This is a genomic window from Paracoccus versutus (genome assembly GCF_029909795.1).
GTDB classification, from domain to species: Bacteria; Pseudomonadota; Alphaproteobacteria; order Rhodobacterales; family Rhodobacteraceae; genus Paracoccus; species Paracoccus versutus.
This window is the reverse complement of the sequence record NZ_CP038196.1, coordinates 1,838,500-1,858,133: the sequence shown is the minus strand read 5'-3', so window position 1 is coordinate 1,858,133 and position 19,634 is coordinate 1,838,500. Positions and strand designations below refer to the sequence as shown.

At 68.4% G+C, this 19,634-nt stretch carries 20 protein-coding genes; 5 read left to right on the top strand and 15 right to left on the bottom strand.

Going from position 1 to position 19,634, the window contains the following annotated elements:
- Positions 1–99: 99 nt before the first annotated feature.
- Together guaA and E3U25_RS09150 are read right to left on the bottom strand one after the other, a co-directional pair.
- Positions 100–1,659, bottom strand: a complete 1,560-nt coding sequence (guaA, locus tag E3U25_RS09155; protein WP_116220575.1) for a glutamine-hydrolyzing GMP synthase — start codon at positions 1,657–1,659, stop codon at positions 100–102.
- Positions 1,660–1,845: 186 nt separating this feature from the next.
- The gene (locus tag E3U25_RS09150) at positions 1,846–2,457 is read right to left on the bottom strand and encodes a thiamine phosphate synthase (RefSeq protein ID WP_036756358.1); all 612 of its coding nucleotides are present in this window, start codon (positions 2,455–2,457) and stop codon (positions 1,846–1,848) included.
- A 76-nt stretch (positions 2,458–2,533) separates the two neighbouring features.
- Here E3U25_RS09150 and E3U25_RS09145 point away from each other — a divergent pair, with 76 nt between their 5' ends.
- The 4 genes from E3U25_RS09145 to miaB all read left to right on the top strand — a co-directional run bounded on the left by E3U25_RS09145 (position 2,534) and on the right by miaB (position 7,396).
- On the top strand, positions 2,534–3,274 hold the full coding sequence (locus tag E3U25_RS09145) for an RNA methyltransferase (RefSeq protein ID WP_116220576.1): 741 nt from the start codon (positions 2,534–2,536) through the stop codon (positions 3,272–3,274).
- 55 nt (positions 3,275–3,329) lie between these two features.
- Entirely contained in the window at positions 3,330–4,475 is a 1,146-nt protein-coding gene (ctaA, locus tag E3U25_RS09140; RefSeq protein WP_072462983.1) for a heme A synthase, read from the top strand.
- The gene (locus E3U25_RS09135) at positions 4,472–5,944 is read left to right on the top strand and encodes a carboxypeptidase M32 (RefSeq protein WP_116220577.1); all 1,473 of its coding nucleotides are present in this window, start codon (positions 4,472–4,474) and stop codon (positions 5,942–5,944) included. The genes ctaA and E3U25_RS09135 overlap by 4 nt, the downstream gene beginning before the upstream one ends.
- 114 nt (positions 5,945–6,058) lie before the next feature.
- Positions 6,059–7,396 (top strand): tRNA (N6-isopentenyl adenosine(37)-C2)-methylthiotransferase MiaB, encoded by a 1,338-nt coding sequence (gene miaB / locus E3U25_RS09130; RefSeq protein WP_052095953.1) that lies wholly within the window; start codon positions 6,059–6,061, stop codon positions 7,394–7,396.
- 36 nt (positions 7,397–7,432) lie between these two features.
- Here miaB and E3U25_RS09125 read toward each other — a convergent pair whose 3' ends face one another.
- The 11 genes from E3U25_RS09125 to secG form a co-directional block, all read right to left on the bottom strand.
- Positions 7,433–8,764 (bottom strand): glutamine synthetase family protein, encoded by a 1,332-nt coding sequence (locus tag E3U25_RS09125; RefSeq protein ID WP_116220578.1) that lies wholly within the window; start codon positions 8,762–8,764, stop codon positions 7,433–7,435.
- A 3-nt stretch (positions 8,765–8,767) separates the two neighbouring features.
- Positions 8,768–9,595: an ABC transporter permease gene (locus E3U25_RS09120; protein WP_036756374.1), complete on the bottom strand. Its 828-nt coding sequence runs from the start codon at positions 9,593–9,595 to the stop codon at positions 8,768–8,770.
- A complete protein-coding gene (locus tag E3U25_RS09115) occupies positions 9,592–10,470 on the bottom strand; it encodes an ABC transporter permease (RefSeq protein WP_036756452.1) in 879 nt (292 codons plus the stop codon). Before E3U25_RS09115 ends, E3U25_RS09120 begins: the two co-directional genes overlap by 4 nt.
- A gap of 51 nt (positions 10,471–10,521) precedes the next feature.
- Positions 10,522–11,244: a transporter substrate-binding domain-containing protein gene (locus E3U25_RS09110; RefSeq protein ID WP_036756377.1), complete on the bottom strand. Its 723-nt coding sequence runs from the start codon at positions 11,242–11,244 to the stop codon at positions 10,522–10,524.
- 24 nt (positions 11,245–11,268) lie between these two features.
- Positions 11,269–12,081 carry an ABC transporter ATP-binding protein gene (locus E3U25_RS09105; protein WP_052095955.1) on the bottom strand — a complete coding sequence of 271 codons (813 nt, stop codon included), beginning with the start codon at positions 12,079–12,081 and terminating at the stop codon, positions 11,269–11,271.
- Between the two features lie 145 nt (positions 12,082–12,226).
- A complete protein-coding gene (locus E3U25_RS09100) occupies positions 12,227–12,688 on the bottom strand; it encodes a tellurite resistance TerB family protein (protein ID WP_036756383.1) in 462 nt (153 codons plus the stop codon).
- Between the two features lie 52 nt (positions 12,689–12,740).
- Positions 12,741–13,037, bottom strand: coding sequence for a DUF1330 domain-containing protein (locus E3U25_RS09095; RefSeq protein WP_036756385.1), 297 nt, complete (start codon positions 13,035–13,037; stop codon positions 12,741–12,743).
- Positions 13,038–13,107: 70 nt separating this feature from the next.
- Entirely contained in the window at positions 13,108–14,016 is a 909-nt protein-coding gene (gene ppk2 / locus E3U25_RS09090) for a polyphosphate kinase 2 (protein WP_116220579.1), read from the bottom strand.
- Between the two features lie 63 nt (positions 14,017–14,079).
- Complete coding sequence (locus E3U25_RS09085) at positions 14,080–14,535, bottom strand: hypothetical protein (protein WP_114538061.1); 456 nt, start codon at positions 14,533–14,535, stop codon at positions 14,080–14,082.
- A 47-nt stretch (positions 14,536–14,582) separates the two neighbouring features.
- Complete coding sequence (locus E3U25_RS09080) at positions 14,583–16,226, bottom strand: CTP synthase (protein WP_114538040.1); 1,644 nt, start codon at positions 16,224–16,226, stop codon at positions 14,583–14,585.
- 148 nt (positions 16,227–16,374) lie between these two features.
- A complete protein-coding gene (gene secG / locus E3U25_RS09075; protein ID WP_116220580.1) occupies positions 16,375–16,914 on the bottom strand; it encodes a preprotein translocase subunit SecG in 540 nt (179 codons plus the stop codon).
- Between the two features lie 54 nt (positions 16,915–16,968).
- On the opposite strand from secG, the gene E3U25_RS09070 reads away from it, so the two are divergent.
- Positions 16,969–18,402, top strand: coding sequence for a cobyric acid synthase (locus E3U25_RS09070; RefSeq protein WP_116220581.1), 1,434 nt, complete (start codon positions 16,969–16,971; stop codon positions 18,400–18,402).
- Positions 18,403–18,455: 53 nt separating this feature from the next.
- Here the strand turns inward: E3U25_RS09070 and E3U25_RS09065 are convergent, their stop codons facing one another.
- Positions 18,456–19,109, bottom strand: a complete 654-nt coding sequence (locus tag E3U25_RS09065) for an SDR family NAD(P)-dependent oxidoreductase (RefSeq protein ID WP_036756397.1) — start codon at positions 19,107–19,109, stop codon at positions 18,456–18,458.
- A gap of 109 nt (positions 19,110–19,218) precedes the next feature.
- On the bottom strand, positions 19,219–19,599 hold the full coding sequence (locus E3U25_RS09060) for a DUF1284 domain-containing protein (RefSeq protein ID WP_036756400.1): 381 nt from the start codon (positions 19,597–19,599) through the stop codon (positions 19,219–19,221).
- Positions 19,600–19,634 lie beyond the last annotated feature (35 nt).

Here is a 19,634-nt window from a genome sequence, read left to right as displayed (position 1 = left end):
GGGCGGCATTGCGCCGTCCTTGTCAATTTGCAAAGCCGCGCCTTGCCCCGAATGCAGCCCCTGAAACGAAAAGGGCGGCGCAGCGGCCGCCCCTCGGGGTCATTCCCACTCGATCGTGCCCGGCGGCTTCGAGGTGATGTCATAGGTGCAGCGGTTGATGCCCTTGACCTCGTTGATGATCCGCGTCGCGGTCTCGCCCAGGAACTGGTGGCTGAAGGGATAGTAATCCGCCGTCATGCCATCGACCGAGGTCACCGCGCGCAAGGCGCAGGCATAGTCGTAGGTGCGCCCGTCGCCCATGACGCCGACGGTGCGGACGGGAAGGATGGCGACGAAGGCCTGCCAGATCTCGTCGTAAAGCCCGTGCTTGCGGATCTGGTCGATGAAGACAGCATCCGCCTTGCGCAGGATCTCCAGCTTGTCGCGGGTGATCTCGCCCGGACAGCGGATGGCAAGGCCGGGACCGGGAAAGGGATGGCGGCCGATGAATTTCTCGGGCAGGCCGAGTTCGCGGCCAAGCGCGCGGACCTCGTCCTTGAAGAGTTCGCGCAGCGGCTCGACCAGCTTCAGCCCCATCTTCTCGGGCAAGCCGCCGACATTGTGGTGGCTCTTGATCGTGACCGAGGGCCCGCCCGAGAAGCTGACCGATTCGATCACGTCGGGGTAAAGCGTGCCCTGGGCCAGGAATTCCGCGCCTTCGATCCCGCTCGCGTATTTCTGGAACACGTCGATGAACAGCTTGCCGATGGTCTTGCGCTTGACCTCGGGGTCGCTGACGCCTTCCAGCGCCGACAGGAACAGCTCGCTCTCGTCGGCATGGATCAGCGGGATGTTGTAGTTGTCGCGGAACATGGTCACGACTTCCTCGGCCTCGTTCAGCCGCAAAAGCCCGTGATCGACGAAGACGCAGGTCAGCTGGTCGCCAATCGCCTCGTGGATCAGCACCGCGGCGACCGAACTGTCGACGCCGCCCGAAAGCCCGCAGATCACCCGCTTGTCCCCGACCTGCTCGCGGATCTTGCGGATCGCCTCCTGGCGATAGGAGGCCATGGTCCAGTCGCCGGTGAAGCCGGCCATGCGGACGAAGTTCTCCAGCATGATCCGGCCGTTCGGAGTGTGATGCACCTCGGGGTGGAACTGCACGGCGAAGAAGCGGCGCGCCTCGTCCGCGATCATGGCGAAGGGGGCATTGGGCGAGGTGCCGATGACCTCGAAGCCGGGCGCGAGCTGCGTCACCCGGTCGCCATGGCTCATCCAGACCTCCTCGCGGCCGGTCTCGAACAGGCCCGAGAAGATGCCGTCGCCCTTGTGATCCTCGGCCGGCGCGATGAAGGCGCGGCCGTATTCGGCGTGATGGCCCGATTCGACGCGGCCGCCCAGCTGCTCCATCATCACCTGCTGGCCATAGCAGATGCCGAAGACCGGCACCCCCAGATCGAAAAGCCCCTGCGGCGCGCGCGGCGAATCCGCCTGCGTGACCGAGGCTGGCCCGCCCGACAGGATCACGGCCTGCGGGGCAAAGGCTTTCAGGAAGGCGTCGTCCACCGCGTTGAACGGGTGGATTTCGCAATAGACGTTCAGCTCGCGCAGGCGGCGCGCAATCAGCTGCGTGACCTGGGAGCCGAAATCGATGATGAGAAGGCGCTGATGCTGGGTCATGGCAAGGCTTTAGGCCGCGGCATGGCGCTTCGCAAGGGGGCTGACGCATCGCCGGCTGCACCGCCGCATGGGTATTTGAACAACAGAGAAGGCCAGCCGTCGCGCCTCTGCCGGCAGCGCGGCTCGATCGGGGTCCGTCGCCTTCTCTGTTGTTCAAATACCCATGCAACGCCGCGGCAAGGGCCGTCAGCGCCAGAGAATCCCCAGGGCTTCGGCCGGGTCCGGTTCGGACCAGATCTCTGCCCCCAGCGCGATGAAATCGGCGACGGGGGCCAGCTGGCCGATCAGCGCGGGGGTCAGGGCGCCCTCGGCGACCACAGGGATCTCGATCATCTCGGACCACCATTGGAACAGGTCCAGCGGCGCGGTCTCGCCATGGCCGAGCGCGGTGGCGCCGCAGGGGCCGAAGCTGACGTAATCCGCCCCCGCCTCGGCCGCGTTCATGCCGTCGTGGCGCGAGGCGCCGCAGAAGGTGCCGACGATGGCGTCCTGGCCCAGTTCCTTGCGGGCATGGCGCACGCCGCGCGCGCCATTGGTCAGATGCACGCCGTCCAGCCCGTGGCGCTGCGCCAGCTGGACATGGTCCTCGATCACCACCGCCACGTCGCGGGCATGGGCGATCTCGCGCGCCAGATCGGCGATGCGGCCCAGCTCCTCCTCGGTGCCGGCGCCGGGGATGCGCAGGCAGGCGACGGGAAAGCGGTCCATGACCTCGGCCAGCATCGGGCCCAGCGTCGAGGCGGCCGCGCCGACCGGGGCGATCAGGTAGAGTTGCGGCGAATTGGGCTGGTCTGTCATGGCGCTGTCATCCCCTGGAGTTCCGCCAGCAGATAGCGCAGCGCCGCGCGCCTTGCCAGTGGGTCTGCGGAAGGATATGGCCGCGGCCATGGAACCGGCGATCATCCTTGTCCGCCCGCAGATGGGCGAAAACATCGGCGCGGCCGCGCGCGCCATGCTGAATTTCGGCCTGAGCGACATGCGCCTGGTGGCGCCGCGCGATGGCTGGCCGAACCCGCGCGCCGTGGCCATGGCCTCGGGCGCGGCCGGCCGGGTGCTGGACCGGGCGCGGGTTTTCGCGACCCTGGCCGAGGCGATGGCCGATGTCGATTACGCCTATGCCACCACCGCCCGCGGGCGCGAGTTGACCAAGCCGGTGCTGACCCCGGCCACGGCCATGGCGGATGCCCGCGGCCGGGTCGCGCAGGGCGGCCGGGTCGCGGTGATCTTCGGCCCCGAGCGCGCGGGGCTGGAGAACGAGGACGTGGCGCGCGCCAATGCCATCATCACCGTGCCGGTCAATCCCGACTTCCCCTCGCTGAACCTGGCGCAGGCGGTGCTGCTGGCCGGGTATGAATGGGCGCAGGACAGCCTGCCGCCCGAGCCCGCCCCGCATGGCCGCCGCCCCGACGGCGAAGCCCAGGCGACGCGGCTGGAGATCGAGCGGCTGGCCGATCACTGGGAAGAGCGGCTGGACGAGGCCGGCTTCTTTTTCCCGCCCGAGAAGGCGCCGGCGATGAAGCTGACATTGCGCAACCTCTGGTCGCGGCTGCCCCTGACCCGCGCCGACACGCGCATCTTCCACGGCATGCTGCGGCAGTTGATCCGCCGCGGCTGATTGATTTCCGGGCGCGGGCGGGCCAAGGTCGCGCCCGATCGAGAAGGAAGCTGACATGGCAAGACGTCCCGTCTTTCAGGAAGTCACCGAGACGACCCCCCGCAGCACGCCGCCCGCCGGCGGCATGATCGACGCCGGACCCAAGGGCGCGCGCGGCGCGATCCGCATCTGGCTGATCGTGCTGTTCGTCATGGTCGCGGCGATGATCGCGCTGGGCGGCGCGACGCGGCTGACCGGCTCGGGCCTGTCGATCACCGAATGGAAGCCGGTGACCGGGGCGATCCCGCCGATGGATGCCGCGACCTGGCAGGCCGAGTTCGACAAGTACCGGCAGATCCCGCAGTTCCAGCTGGTCAATTCCGACATGGACCTGGCGAGTTTCAAGCGGATCTATTGGTGGGAATGGTCGCACCGGCTGCTGGGGCGGCTGGTGGGACTGGTCTGGGCGGCGGGCTTCGTCTTTTTCCTGGCGACCAGGCGCATCCCCGCGGGCTGGGTGCCGCGGCTGCTGGGCCTGGGCGTGCTGGGCGGCGCGCAGGGCGCCATCGGCTGGTGGATGGTCCATTCGGGCCTGTCGGGCGAGATGGTGCGCGTGGCCTCCTATAGGCTGGCCACGCATCTGGGGCTGGCCTTCGCCATCCTGGGCATGATCGCCTGGCAGGTGCTGGCGCTGTCGCGGTCCGAGGCGGCGCTGCTGCGCGCGCGGCGGGCGGGCGAGGGCAAGCTTTTCTCGATGACCACCGGGCTGATGCACCTGGCCTTCGTCCAGATCCTGCTGGGCGCGCTGGTGGCGGGGATCGACGCCGGGCGCATGTATACCGGCTGGCCCACCATGGGCGGCGAATGGATCCCGGCCGAGATCTGGGACGCGGCTCTGGGCTGGCGCAACTTCTTCGAGAACCCGGCGCTGGTGCAGTTCATCCACCGCATGGTGGCCTATCTGCTGGCAATCTTTGCCGTGGTGGTGTTCCTGCGCGCCCGCCGCTCGCCGCATCCGGTGACGCGCGGCGCCTATGCCGCGATGATCGCGGCGGTCGCGGTGCAGGTGGCGCTGGGCATCATGAACGTGCTGCATGCCTCGCCGCTGGCTTTGGCACTGGCGCATCAGATCGGAGCCGTGGCACTGTTTACGCTGATCCTGCGCGCGCGCCACCATGCGCGCTATCCAATCGAAACTTCGGTCCGGGGGACTGTCCGATGAGCGCTTTCGACGATCTTCTCGCCTTCCAGCGCCAGACCGAGGCGCTGTCCTCGGTCGCCGAGCGGCTGGCCTGGGACCAGGAAACCGTGATGCCGCGGGGCGCCGTCGAGCAGCGCGCCGAGGAGATGGCGGCGATGGAAGCGGTGCTGCACGAGCGGCGCACCGATCCGCGCATCGGCGAATGGCTGGACCAGGCCGAGCCCGAGGACGACGAGGATGCCCGCGTCATCGAGCTGATCGCGCGCGACCATCGCCGCGCCTCGCGCATCCCGTCGCGGCTGGCGACGGAGCTGGCGCGGCAGACCTCGCTGGCGCAGGGCATCTGGGCCGATGCCCGTGCCAAGGACGCGCCCGAGGATTTCCTGCCGGCGCTGAACGACATCCTGATGCTGAAGCGCGAGGAGGCCTCGGCCCTGGCGGATGGCGGCGATCTTTACGATGCGCTGCTGGACGATTACGAGCCGGGCACCACCCAGGCCGAGATCGCGCAGCTGTTCGACGCCATGCGGCCGCGGCTGGTGGCGCTGCGCGAGGACGTGCTGGGCGCCGCCTTCCAGCCCGAGCCGCTGGCCGGGCATTTCCCGCAGGAGACCCAGCTGCGCCTGGCGCGCACCTGCGCCACCGCCTTCGGCTATGACTGGACGCGCGGGCGGATGGACATCGCCGTCCACCCGTTCAGCTCGGGGCGCTGGCAGGACAGCCGCATCACCACGCGGGTGGTCGAGGCCGATCCCTTCAACTGCCTCTATTCGACCATCCACGAGGTCGGGCATTCCAGCTATGAGCTGGGCATCGACAGCGACTATGCCTTTACGCCGCTCGGCCGCGGCGTCTCGATGGGGGCGCATGAAAGCCAGAGCCGGATCTACGAGAACCAGCTGGGCCGCAGCCGCGCCTTTACCGGCTGGCTTTACCAGCGCATGTCGGACGCCTTCGGCGGGCTTTCGGTGCCCGATGCCGATGCCTTCTATGCCACCGTGAACCGCGTCACCCCCGGCTTCATCCGCACCGAGGCCGACGAGGTGCAATACAACCTGCACATCATGCTGCGCTTTGACCTGGAGCGCGACCTGATCGCCGGGCGGCTGGATGTCGAGGATCTGGTCGAGGCCTGGAACGCCCGCTTCCTGCGGGATTTCGGCGTGGCGGTGGACCGGCCGGCCAATGGCGTCTTGCAGGACGTGCATTGGGCGGTGGGGCTGTTCGGCTATTTCCCGACCTATGCGCTGGGGAACGTCTATGCCGGCTGCCTGCATGCCGCGCTGCGTGCTGCGGTGCCGGACCTGGACGAGGCGCTGGCGCGCGGCGAGGCCGACCCGGCCGTCGAATGGCTGCGCGAGAACGTCCAGCGCCATGGCGGGCTTTACCCGGTGCGCGCGCTGATCGGGCAGGCGACCGGGGCCGATGTCGGCGAAGGGCCGCTGCTCGACTACCTGGAGGAGAAATTCTCGGCCATCTACCGGCTTTGAGGCCGGATTCGGGTATTTGGGCAACGAAGAAGCCGGGCGCCGGGCATGGGGCGGCCGGTCTTTCCAAGCCGGGCGTTTTCCTGTATCAGGCGTCGATCCCAAGGACAGCACGGCATGAGTGACCCAGCCAGCAAGCCCGCCCCGGCGGTGAAGAAGCTTTTCATCAAGACCTATGGCTGCCAGATGAACGTCTATGACAGCCAGCGCATGGCCGAAGCCATGGGCGCCGAAGGGTATGTCCTGACCGAGAACCAGGCGGACGCCGACATGGTGCTGCTGAACACCTGCCATATCCGGGAAAAGGCGGCCGAGAAGCTGTATTCCGACCTGGGCCGGCTGAAGCCGCTGAAGGCGGAGAAGCCCGACCTGAAGATCGGCGTCGCCGGCTGCGTCGCCCAGGCCGAGGGCGGCGAGATCCAGCGCCGCATGCCCATCGTCGACCTGGTGGTGGGGCCGCAGGCCTATCACCGGCTGCCGGCCATGGTGCGGGCGGGCGGCGGGGTCGATACCGAGTTCCCGGCCGAGGACAAGTTCGAGCATCTGCCGAAGCCCGCCGCCACCCGGCGCGCGCCCGCCGCCTTCCTGACCGTGCAGGAGGGCTGCGACAAGTTCTGCGCCTTTTGCGTGGTGCCCTATACCCGCGGGGCCGAGGTGTCGCGCCCGGTCTCGCGCATCCTTTCGGAGGCGCGCGACCTGGTCGGGCGCGGCGTGCGCGAGATCACGCTTCTGGGCCAGAACGTCAACGGCTGGCATGGCGAGGGGCCGGAGGGGGCCGAATGGGGCTTTGGCCGGCTGATCCGGGCGATCGCGGAGATCGACGGGCTCGACCGCATCCGCTATACCACCAGCCACCCGAACGACATGGCCGACGACCTGATCGCGGCGCATCGCGACGAGCCGAAGCTGATGCCCTATCTGCACCTGCCGGTGCAGTCGGGTTCGGATCGCATCCTGAAGGCGATGAACCGCCGCCACACCGTCGATCAATATCTGCGGCTGATCGAGCGTATCCGCGAGGCGCGGCCCGACATCATGCTGACCAGCGATTTCATCGTCGGCTTCCCCGGCGAGACCGACCGGGACCACCAGGACACGCTGGATCTGGTGCGGGCGGTGAATTTCGGCACCGCTTTCAGCTTCAAGTATTCTCCGCGTCCCGGCACCCCGGCCTATGAGCGGCCCGAGGTCGAGGGCGCCGTGGCCGATGCGCGCCTGCAGGAATTGCAGGCGCTGCTGTCGAGCCAGCAGAAGGCGGCGCAGGAAGGCATGGTCGGGCGCGAGCTGGGCGTGCTGTTCGAAAAGCCCGGCCGCAATCCCGGCCAGATGGTCGGCAAGTCGGACTATCTGCACGCGGTCTTTGTCGAGGCGCCGGCGGCGAAGGTCGGCGACCTGGTGCGGGTGCGCATCACCCATAGCGCGCCGAACTCGCTGGCCGGGGTGCTGGCGGCCTGAAGGCCGGGCGGCCGGTGAGGTGCGGAAGCCGCCGGGTCAGACCGTGTCGAGGTAAAGCTCGACGGTTTCGTCGTCGGAAAGCTCGGCCATGTAGTGCAGTTCCTGCCGCTTGGTCATGACGAAATTCTCGATCAGATGCGCGGGGAAGATGCGCCGGATCTCGGGCGAGGTTTCGAAGGCGTCGATGGCCGCGCCCCAGCTGCCGGGAAGCTGCTCCAGCCCCTGCTCATAGGCATTGCCCTGGATCGGCGGCGGCGGCTCGGCCCTGTCCTCGATGCCGTTCAGCGCCGCGCCCAGCACCGCCGCGACGGTCAGGTAGGGGTTCACGTCGCCGCCCGCCACCCGATGCTCGATCCGCCGCGCCTTGGGGCCGGAGGAGGGGATGCGGATGGCCGAGGTGCGGTTTTCATAGGCCCAGCCGATGCCGGTCGGCGCATGGGCGTTCGGCACCAGCCGGTCGTAGCTGTTCTCGTGCGGGGCAAACAGCAGCGTCGAGCCGGGCATGGCGGCAAGGCAGCCGGCGACGGCATGGCGCAGCACGTCCGAGCCCTCGTCGCCGCCATTGTCGAAGACGTTGCGGCCCTGTGCGTCCAGCACCGAGAAATGCATGTGCATGCCCGAGCCGTTCCATGCCTCGTAGGGCTTGGCCATGAAGGAGCCGGCAAAGCCGTAGCGCCGGGCCAGCCCCTTGACCAGCAGCTTGAAGAGCCAGGCGTCGTCGGCGGCCTTCAGCGGGTCGGGCTGGTGCATCAGGTTGATTTCGAACTGGCCCGGCGCGGCTTCCGAGATCGCGGTATCCGCGGGGATGTCCATCGCCTCGCAGGCGTCGTAGAGCGCGGTAAAGAAACGGTCGAAGGCGTCGAGCGCGCGCAGGGACAGCGTTTCCGCCCCGGTGCGGCGCTTGCCCGAGCGCGGGCTGGGCGGCACCCGCAGCTGGCCGCCCGAATCGTCGATCAGGAAGAACTCCAGCTCGGTCGCGACCATCGGGGTCAGGCCGGCGGCCTTGTAGCGTTCGACCACGCGGGCCAGCGCCTGGCGGGGATCGCCCTCATAGGGGCGGCCGTCCAGATGGAACATCCAGATCGGCAGCAGGCCGGTCGGCGCCTCGAGCCAGGGCATGGGCATGAAGCCGCGCTCGGTCGGCAGCAGTAGCCCGTCGGGGTCGCCGGCCTGGAAGACCAGCGGGCTGTCCTCGATATCCTCGCCCCAGATGTCCATGTTCAGGACCGAGAAGGGGAATTTGGTGCCCTCGGTCAGGATCTTGTCGGCAAAGCGTGCCGGGACGCGCTTGCCGCGCGCCACGCCGTTGAGGTCGGCGGCGGCGATGCGGATGGTCTTGACGTCGGGATGCTCGCGCAGCCAGTCCATGGGTCACCTGATGAGATTGGGCCTGTAACGGATCTTCTTCGCCGCGCCGGGAAGGTGGCGGTTCAGCCGCCGGTTCACCAGGCCGAACAGCGCGATCAGTCCCAGGGTCAGCAGCACGAAATAGCCCGCCACGATCGGATAGGCGATGAAGGGGTTGAAGGTCTTGTCGGCGAAATAATTGGCGTAATAAAGCGCGTCGCCCCGTTGCTGGAAGGCCGGGAAGCCGGAAAAGAACACCAGCGTCGTGGCGTGGAACAGGAAGATCGCCTCGTTGGTATAGGCGGGCCAGGCGAGCCGCATCGCCGTGGGCCAGACCACGCGGCGCCAGCGGGTCCAGCCGGCCATGCCATAGGCGTCGGCGGCCTCAAGCTCGCCCTTGGGCAGGTTGCGCAGCGCGCCGTAGAAGATCTCGGCCGAATAGGCGGCGGTGTTCAGCATCAGCACCAGCAGCGCCCCGGCCCAGGCGCGGGTCATCCAGCTGGTCTGCACGGTGATGCCCAGCACGTCGATGCCGGCGCGCGGCAGCTGCACCAGCAGCTCATAGGCCAGGAAGAACTGGATGAAGAGCGGGCTGCCGCGGAACAGGAAGATGAACCACTCGGCCGGCTTCCTGGCCCAGGGGTTGCGGCTGGCCTTGGCCACGGCCAGCGCATTGGCCAGGAAAAAGCCGAAAAGCAGCGCCAGCGCAGCGAAATAGACGTTCCAGATCAGGCCCGAGCCGATCAGCGTGACCTGCTCGCACAGCGTAAATCCGCTGCGCGGCAGCAGCCTTTCGCCCAGGCCAAGCGACCGCAGCCCATAGTCCTGGATGGTTTGCAGGCATTGGTTCATGTCGCGGCCTTTCGCATCGCCTCGCCGGCGGCGGTGGCCTGGCCCCGCGACAGCCTGGCCCGGATGCGGTCGAAGATCCGCTCCGATCCCCAGGTCATCAGCAGGTAGAAGACCAGGATGGCCAGGAAATAGTAAAGCCGCCAGTCGGGATGCGGATAGGCATAGGCGCGGGTCTTGGCGCCGCCCAGTTCGCGCGCCCAATAGACGATGTCCTCGACCCCCAGCACGAACAGCAGCGGCGTGGCCTTGATCAGGATCATCCACAGGTTCGCCAGGCCCGGCAGGGCATAGGTCCACATCTGCGGCACCAGGATGCGCCGGTTCACCTGGCGCGGGGTCATGCCGTAGGCCTCGGCGGTTTCCAGCTGCGCGCGCGGCACCGCGTTCATCGCGCCATGCAGCACATTGGCCGCGAAGGCGCCGAAGACCACGGCAAAGGCGATCACCGCCAGGAAAATGCCATAGGCCTGATGCACCCATTCCGGGCTGGTCGAAAGCGGCAGCTTGGCCGCGGCGCAGACGATGAACTCATTGCCCTGCCGCACCGGCACCGAGGGGTCGCAATAGACGCGCGAGCGCAGCCATTCGAAGCCCTGGTCCAGCGCGATGGGCACGAAGAGAAAGAAGATGATGTCGGGCACGCCGCGCACCATCGAGGTATAGATGCGGCCGAACCAGCGCACACCGGCGATGCGCGAGCGCGAGGCCATGGCGCCGCCGAAGCCGAAAAGCAGCGCCACCGGCGCGGTGATCGCCAGCAGCAACAGCACCGTGCCGAAGCTGGCATAGAACAGCATGTGGTTGCCGGTCGTCAGATAGCATGACAACCAGGCAAGCCCTTGCAGGGCAGAGGGGTCGGTGCAATGGGAAAGCATCATGCCGCCGGTTTGGCCGCCGCGGCAGGGACCGCGGCGGCATCAGTGATGTCATTCGTAGGTCTGCGCATCCTCGCCGAAATGCGTCTTGATCAGCGCGTTCAGGCTGCCGTCCTGCTTCATCGCGGCGATCGCCCCGTTCAGCTTTTCGCGCAGCTCGTTGTCGGACTGGCGCACGCCGATGCCGATGCCCTCGTCCAGCCGGACCTGCTCGCCCACGAAGATCAGGTCGTCGCTGTCCTCGACGAAGGGGCGCATGACCTCATGGTCGCCGAAGGCCGCATCGGCCTCGCCATTGCGGACGGCGGCGAAGACCTGGTCGATGTTGGGGTATTCCAGCATCGTGGCCTGGGTGTCGGCGATATGGGACGCCTGGACCGTGCCGGTCTGCACCGCGACGATGCCGGTTTCCAGGTTCGCCCCCTCGTCCAGCGCTACATAGGAGGAGGGCGCCGGCGGCAGGTAATCCTCGGTGAAGGCGATGACCTGCTTGCGTTCCTCGTTGATGCTCATCGCCGCCATGATGGCGTCATAGTTCGAGGATACCAGGTTGGGGATGATCGAATCCCAGTCGTTCTTGACCCAGGTGCATTGCAGTTCGGCCCGCTTGCACAGCTCGTTGCCCAGATCGACCTCGAAACCGGCGACCTGGCCCTGGTCGTTGATGAGGTTGTAGGGAGGATAGGCGCCCTCGGTGGCGATGCGCACCGTCTGGGCCATGCCCATGCCCGCGGTCAGCGCGAAGGCTGCGGCGGCAAGCGTCAGTTTCTTCATGTCCTTGCTCTCCTGTCGGTTCTTTCATTCGGCCATGGTGGCGCTCAGGAACTGGCGCAGCCGCTCGGACCGCGGCGCGCCGAAAAGCTGCGCCGGCGGTCCCTCTTCCTCGATCCGGCCCTGATGCAGGAAGACGACGTGATCGCTGACATCGGCCGCCAGCCGCATGTCATGGGTGACAAGCAGCATGGTGCGATGCTCGGCCGCCAGATCCTTGATGACCCGCACCACCTCCTGCTGCAATTCGGGGTCGAGCGCGCTGGTCGGTTCGTCCAGAAGTAGCGCCCTGGGCTCCATGCACAGCGCGCGGGCGATGGCGGCGCGCTGCTGCTGGCCGCCCGACAGCTGCGCCGGCCAGGCGTCGGCCTTGTCGCCGATGCCGACCTTGGCCAGCAATTCGCGCGCCCGTGCCTCGACCTGCCGCGCATCGCGCTTCAGCACATGCACCGGCGCCTCCATGACGTTTTGCAGGATGGTCATGTGCGACCACAGGTTGAACTGCTGGAACACCATGGACAGGTTGGTGCGCAGCCGCGTCACCTGCGCCCGGTCGGCGGGCACGCGGGCCAACCCGGTGCCGCGCCATTTCACCGCCTCGCCCTCGAACAGGATCTCGCCCTGCTGGCTGTCCTCGAGCAGGTTGCAGCAGCGCAGCAGCGTGGACTTGCCCGAGCCGGACGAGCCGATCAGGCTGATGACATGGCCGCGCGGCGCCGCCAGGCTGACGCCGCGGATGACCTGAAGCGGGCCATAGGCCTTGTGCAGATCCCTGATTTCTATCACCGGCACCCGCGCAGGATCGGCGGCGGGATCGGCGGCCGTGACGGGGGCGGCCATGGTCGGTTCTGTCTGGCTCATGGGAATATGAGGCGATATTTGCCGCGCGATTGCAACGCTTTCGTCGCGGGCCTTGCCGGCAGGGCAGGGGCGTGGATCGCCCCGGCAAGGGGCTGAGACGGCGGGTTGGGGCGGGGTTGCGCGTTCACTTGCCCGACAGCCCCAGATCGTCCAGCGCCCTTTGCCGCGCCAAGGCCGAATCGCGGTCGTTCACGCCCAGAAGGCCGGCCACCAGCCGCACCAGCGATTCCTCGTGGGCGCTGCGGGCGCCGTCGGCATAGGCGATCTCCCACAGGGCGGCGACGATCTCCTGGCGGTCATGCAGGTCGACGCGCTCCTTGATGGTGCGGGTGAAGCGGACGGTATCGGGCGCCTCGGCCTCGATCATCTCGGCCGCGGCGCGCCGTTCGGCCGCCTCGGCGGCGCCAAGGCCGCGGCGCCGGGCCAGCACCTGGTCGATGCGCTGCTGCTCGGCCGCGCCGTAATGGTCGTCGGCGCGCGCCAGCCGCACCAGCAGCGAGGCGATGGCGACCTCGGCATCCTGGCCGCTCAGGTGGGCGGAATCGGGGCGGTCGGCGAAAAGCCGGCTCAGAAGATTGCGAAACATGACCGGATATTAGGGTATTTTGGCGGCGCAACAATATCCCGCGCGAAATTTGTCAGGCAGATTCCCAGCCCTCGACGATGGCCAGGTCGGCGATCGAGCAGGGCTGCCGCAAGGCGAGCGCCGCCTGGTATTCCGGGCTGCGATAGCAGGCGCGGGCGGTTTCCAGGTCGGGAAACTCGATCACCACCGTGCGCGGGCGCATCTGGCCCTCGACCACCTCGAGCGCGCCGCCGCGCACCAGGAAACGCGCGCCATAGCGGTCAAAGGCGGCGGCATTGGCCTGGCGATAGGCTTCGTATGCGGCGGGGTCGTCGACCGTGACATGGCCGATCCAATAGGCTTTGGGCATGGCGGGCTCCTTGCGGCTGATCCGTGCCGATCATGCCGCGCGGGGCCGCCGCCGCAAGCCCGATCCCGCCCTAGTAACGTTGCGGCACGTAAAGCTCGGGCGGCAGCACCTCGCGCTCGTAATCGGGGTTGAAGACCCGGTCGGGCAGGGTGATCTCCTCGTGCGGGACCGGGCCGTAGGGCACCATGGTCAAAAGATGCGCCATGCAGTTCAGCCGCGCCCGCTTCTTGTCGTTGCCGGGCACGATATACCAGGGCGCCTCGGGGATATTGGTGCGCTCGAACATGTCCTCCTTGGCCTTGGTGTAATCCTCCCAGCGGATGCGGGATTGCAGGTCCATCGGCGACAGCTTCCACTGTTTCAGCGGGTCGTGGATGCGCATCAGGAAGCGCATCTGCTGTTCCTCGTCGGTGATCGAGAACCAGTATTTCACCAGACGGATGCCGGAACGCACCAGCATCCGCTCGAATTCCGGGACGTCGTCGAAGAATTGCTGCACCTCGTCCTCGGAGGCGAAGCCCATGACCCGCTCGACCCCGGCGCGGTTGTACCAGCTGCGGTCGAACAGCACGATCTCGCCCCCGGCCGGCAGGTGCGGGACGTAGCGCTGGAAATACCATTGCGTCTTTTCACGGTCCGAAGGGGCGGGCAGGGCCACCACGCGGGCGACGCGCGGGTTCAGGCGCTGGGTGATGCGCTTGATGGCGCCGCCCTTGCCGGCGCTGTCGCGGCCTTCGAAGATCACCACCACCTTTTCCTTGTGATGGGCCACCCAGTCCTGCAGCTTGATGAGCTCCGCCTGAAGCCGCAGCAGCTCGCGGAAATAGTCGGCGCGCGGCATCTGGTCGGGATGGGTGTCGCGATAGATGCGGGCGATTTCCTGGGACAGGATCGCATCCTCCATCTCGATCTCGAAATCCTCGTCGAGCGTGTCCTGAAGTTCGGCTTCAAGCCAGTCCTTGGGTGTCTGGTCCTGCATGGGGATCTCCTGCTGCGCTTGCCTGCGATCTAGCCTTGCAATGTGACAATCCTGTGTCGCCCCTCAGAACAGCCCGGCGCAGTCGCGGGTGACGCCAAAGGCGAAGCCGCCGCCGCTGGCATCGGCCACCGTGCCGCACCAGCGCCCGTCGCTGGAAAACAGGCTCTTGCTGCCCTTGGGGCGATAGGCGACGCGCTTGCCGCCCAGGTCGAACAGGTTCAGCGTGCCCGCGCCGTTCGGGGCGTAATAGCCGACGACCGAGCCGTCCGCGGTGAAGATCACCCGCTTCTCATTGGCCGGGTTGCGCGGCGAATTGGCATAGCGCGAGGCGCTGTTGGCCGGGCTTGCCGCCGAATTGGCGGCCGCATGCGGCGAGTTCGCCTGCCGCGAGGGCTGGTTCTGCGGCGCGCCCGGCCCAAGGTCGAAGGGCAGGCGCGTCTGGTCCAGCACGAACAGCGGCGCATCCGCCAGCGCGGGCAAGGCGCAAAGCATCAGGACCGGAATCGGGGCAAGGCGCATGTCGGGACCGTCCATTGGATCCCGACACTATGGCGCGGCGCGGCGGTTCAGACCAGCCGCTCGTTCTCCATCGCGGCGCGGACGAAGCCGGCGAACAGCGGCGCGGGCTGGAACGGCTTGGATTTCAGCTCGGGGTGCGACTGCACGCCGATGAACCAGGGATGGTCGCGGTATTCCACCACCTCCGGCAGCCGCCCGTCCGGCGACATGCCCGAGAAGCTGAGCCCCGCCGCCTCCAGCTGGTCGCGGTATTTGGCGTCTACCTCGTAGCGGTGGCGGTGGCGGTCCTCGATCTCCAGCGCGCCGTCATAGACTTCCGAGATCTTCGAGCCCGGCGCCAACACGGCGGTATAGGCGCCCAGCCGCATGGTGCCGCCCTTGTCGTCGCTCAGCTTGCGCTGCACGGTGTAATTGCCCTGCACCCATTCCTTGAGGTGATAGACGACGGGGGTGAAGCGGGTCTTGCCGGCCTCGTGGTCGAACTCCTCGGAACCCGCGTCGGGCATGTCGGCCAGGTTCCGCGCCGCCTCGATCACCGCCATCTGCATGCCCAGGCAGATGCCCAAGTAGGGCACCTTCTTCTCGCGCGCATATTTCGCCGCGGCGATCATGCCCTCGGTGCCGCGCTCGCCGAAGCCGCCGGGCACGATGATGCCGTTATAGCCGTCCAAGAGATGCGCGCCCTCGCCCTCCAGCTTTTCGCTGTCCACCCAATCGGCCTTGACGCGGACGCGATTGGCCATGCCGCCATGGGTCAGCGCCTCGGCGATGGATTTATAGGCATCCTCGAGCTGGGTGTATTTGCCGACGATGGCGATGCGGACCTGGCCCTCGGCATTGGTCAGCCGGTCCATCACGTCCTCCCACCGGGTCAGGTCGGGGCGCGGCGCCGGGCTGATCTGGAAGGCGTCCAGCACCGCCTGGTCCAGGCCCGCGCGGTGATAGGCCAGCGGCGCCTCGTAGATCGACTTCAGGTCATAGGCCGGGATCACCGCATCGGGGCGGACATTGCAGAACAGCGCGATCTTGGCGCGTTCCTTTTCCGGGATCGGCTGCTCGCTGCGGCAGACCAGCACGTCGGGGGCGATGCCGATCGAGCGCAGCTCCTTGACGGAATGCTGGGTCGGTTTGGTCTTCAGCTCGCCGCTTGCCGCCAGCCAGGGCAGCAGCGTCAGATGCACGAAGATGCATTGCCCGCGCGCGCGTTCCTGGGCGAATTGCCGGATCGCCTCGAAGAAGGGCAGGCCCTCGATGTCGCCTACGGTGCCGCCGATCTCGCAGAGCATGAAATCGACCTCGTCCTCGCCCACGGCCAGGAAGTCCTTGATCTCGTTGGTGACGTGGGGGATGACCTGGATGGTCTTGCCCAGATAGGCGCCGCGGCGTTCCTTTTCCAGCACGTTGGAATAGATCCGCCCCGACGAGACCGAGTCGGTCTTGCGCGCCGAGACGCCGGTGAAGCGTTCGTAATGGCCCAGGTCCAGGTCGGTCTCGGCGCCGTCGTCGGTGACGAAGACCTCGCCATGCTCGAAGGGGCTCATCGTGCCGGGATCGACGTTCAGATAGGGGTCGAGCTTGCGCAGCCGGACGGTAAAGCCGCGCGCCTGCAACAGCGCCCCCAGCGCCGCCGATGCCAGCCCCTTGCCGAGCGAGGAAACCACGCCGCCGGTGATGAAGATGTAACGCGCCATCGAGGGGCCCCCGTGAGTAATCCAATAAAAGATCGCGGCCCGAATCTGGGCGGCATCACGGGACTCGACTCATATCCGATTTGCCCCGTGGCCGCAACGGACCGCAAGTTGTTGTAAGGGGCGCCGGTCGCGCCCCCAAGTTGTGGTGTCAGTTGTTGGCCGGTGCCGGGCTTTCCTGCGCCGGTGCAGCGGCCGGCGGTGTCACCGGCGCGGTCGCGGGGGCATTGCCCTCGGTCGGCGCGGCGGGCGTCGGGGCCGGGGTTTCGGTCGGGGTCTCGGCGGCGGGTGCAGGTGCGGTCGCAGGCGGTGCGACCGGCTGGCCGGCGCCCGGAACCACGGGCTGGCCCGCGCCGGGCGGCGGGACGTAGTCGCCGATGCCGGGCAGGCCGGTCGCCGGGGCCTGTTGGGTGCCGCCCAGGTTCAGCTGGTCCACGATCGAGCCGCTGGAGGCGTTCTGCGCGGCGATCAGCGTCAGCGTCATCGAGGTGATGATGAAGCCGATGGCAAAGATCCAGGTCAGGCGCGACAGCGCATTGGCTGCCTGGCGGCCGGTCATGACGCCGCCTCCGCCACCGCCCATGCCAAGGCCGCCGCCTTCGGACCGCTGCAGCAGCACCACCCCGATCAGCAGCACGGCGAGGATCAGATGCACGGTAAGAACGACGTTTTCCACCACGGGGCCTTTCATTCAGCGACGCGCCTATCTAGTCACCAAGGCGCGGATTGGCAAGCGGGGGCTGGCATGGGCGCGTTGATGATCCAGGGAACCGGGTCGAATGTCGGGAAATCGCTGCTGGTGGCGGGGCTGTGCCGGGCTGCCAGGCTGCGCGGGATCAGCGTGGCGCCCTTCAAGCCGCAGAACATGTCGAACAATGCCGCCGTGACCCCGGACGGGGGCGAGATCGGCCGGGCGCAGGCGCTGCAGGCGCGGGCGGCGGGGCTGGCGCCCTCGGTCCACATGAACCCGGTGCTGCTGAAGCCCGAAACCGACCGCGCCGCGCAGGTGGTGGTGCAGGGCCGCGCCGTGGCGCGGGCCGCGGCGGCGGATTACGGCGCGCTCAAGGCGCAGCTGATGGGCGCGGTGCTGGACAGTTTTGCCCGGTTGCGCGCCGCGCATGACCTGGTGCTGGTCGAGGGCGCGGGCAGCCCGGCCGAGGTCAACCTGCGCGCCCGCGACATCGCCAACATGGGATTCGCCCGCGCCGCCGATGTTCCGGTAGTGCTGGCCGGCGACATCGACCGCGGCGGGGTGATCGCGCAGATCGTCGGCACCCAGGCGGTGATCGACCCGGTGGATGCGGCGATGATCCGCGGCTTCGTCATCAACCGCTTTCGCGGCGATCCCTCGCTTTTCGATGCCGGCCGGGTCTTTATCGCGCAGCGCACCGGCTGGCCGGACCTGGGCCTCGTGCCGTGGTTCGCCGATGCCGCGCTTTTGCCGGCCGAGGATGCGGTGGACCTGCGCCGCACCCGCGGCACGGGCGGGCTGCACATCGCCTGCCCGATGCTGTCGCGGATCGCGAATTTCGACGATCTCGACCCCTTGGCGGCCGAGCCGGGGGTGCGGCTGACCATGGTGCCGCCCGGACAGGCGCTGCCGGGCGATGCCGACCTGGTGGTCCTGCCGGGCACGAAATCGACGCGAGGCGACCTGGCCTTTCTGCGCCAGCAGGGCTGGGACGTCGACCTGGCCGCGCATCTGCGGCGCGGCGGGCGGTGCCTGGGCATCTGCGGCGGCTACCAGATGCTGGGCCGCTGGGTCCACGACCCCGAGGGGCATGACGGCGACCCCGGCAGCACCCCCGGCCTGGGCCTGCTGGACGTCGAGACCCGCATGGCGCCCGACAAGCGCCTGACGCGGGCCCAAGGCACCGCGCTCGGCCAGCCGGTCGAGGGCTACGAGATCCACATGGGCCGGACCGAGGGGCCGGACTGCGCCCGCCCCTTCGCCCATATCCCCGGCCCGGACGGCGCCACCAGCCCCGACGGGCGCGTCGCCGGCACCTATCTGCACGGGCTGTTCTCGGGCGACGCTTTCCGCGCCGCCTGGCTTGGGCAGTTCGGCGCAGCTTCGGCGCTGGATTACGGCGCGGGGGTCGAGACGGTGCTGGACCGGCTGGCCGCGCATCTCGAGGCGCATCTGGACATCGACCAGATTTTCGCGCTGGCGCGCTAGGGACCGGATTTTCGCACTGGCGCGCGAGGGGCCGGCCCTTTGCGCCGGCGCGGCTAGAGGGTTTCCGCCAGGATGCGCTCGGCTTCGGCCAGGCAGGGGGTCAGGCGGGCGCGGTCCTCGCCGGGGAAGAAGCGGGCGCGCACCGCGGTGGGCATGGGCGCCGGCTCGGCGATGACGACGCGCGGGCCCAGGGATGCGTTCTCGGCCTGCCAGCTTTGGGCCAGGGCGATCTGCCCGGCCTTGGTCGCGCCATAGCTGCCGAAGAACTTCTGCCCGGCGCGCTTGTCGTCGAAGAACAGCGCCGTGCCCTGGCGGGCGCGCAACAGCGGCTCGATCAGGTTGAGCAGCCCGCGCGTGGCGACGATGTTCAGGTCGACCGATTTCTGGAAATCCTTGGCGTCGATATGCCCGGCCGGCGACAGCGGCGCGGCATGGATCGCCGTATGCGCCCAGAGGTCGAGCCCGCCCCAGCGCTCCATCGCCGCCCGGACCATCTGCACCATGGCCTGCGGCTCGCCCACGTCCATCGGCGCCAGCGTGGCCGAGCCGCCGGCCTTGCGGATGCGGTCGTCCAGTTCCTCGAGCGCGCCGGTGGTGCGGGCGACGGCCAGGATATGCCAGCCGCGCGCGGCAAGGGTTTCGGCCAAAGCGGCGCCAAGGCCGCGCGAGGCGCCGGTGATCAGCGCGATTTTGTCATGCTCGGTCATAGTGCCGATTTCGCACCGGCCGCGGCGGCGCGCAAGCCCCTTGCAGCGGGGCTGCCGGCAACTGCGTCACATTGACCTTGCCGCCGCCCGCAGCGCTGATCGGGGGCTTTCAGTCGGGCTGCTGCAGCTTGGCCAGCGCGGACTGGCACATGCCCAGGCCCAGCCAGCGGCAGCCGTTGCAGATCCGCTCCAGATCCCTGGGCTGCAGCCGCGCCGCGGCGCGGGCCTGGGCCTCGGCCCAGGTCATGCGCTGGCCTGGGCGGATGTCCAGCGCCGCGGCATGGCGCCGATCCAGCCGGCTGATCCGGTCGTCCGCGGCGCAGCCCATGCCGCGCCGCGACGGGCAAGGGGCGCAGATCGAATCGGCCATGACGGTAAAGACCACCGGCACCTGCGGATCGGCGCGCAGCCGGCCCAGGACGACGGCGTTCATGTTCCGGGTGAACTCGGGCGAATAGCCGCGCCCCTGCCAGCCGATCGAGCAAAGCACGTGATGGGGGCGCAGCAGAACGGCCCCGGAACTGG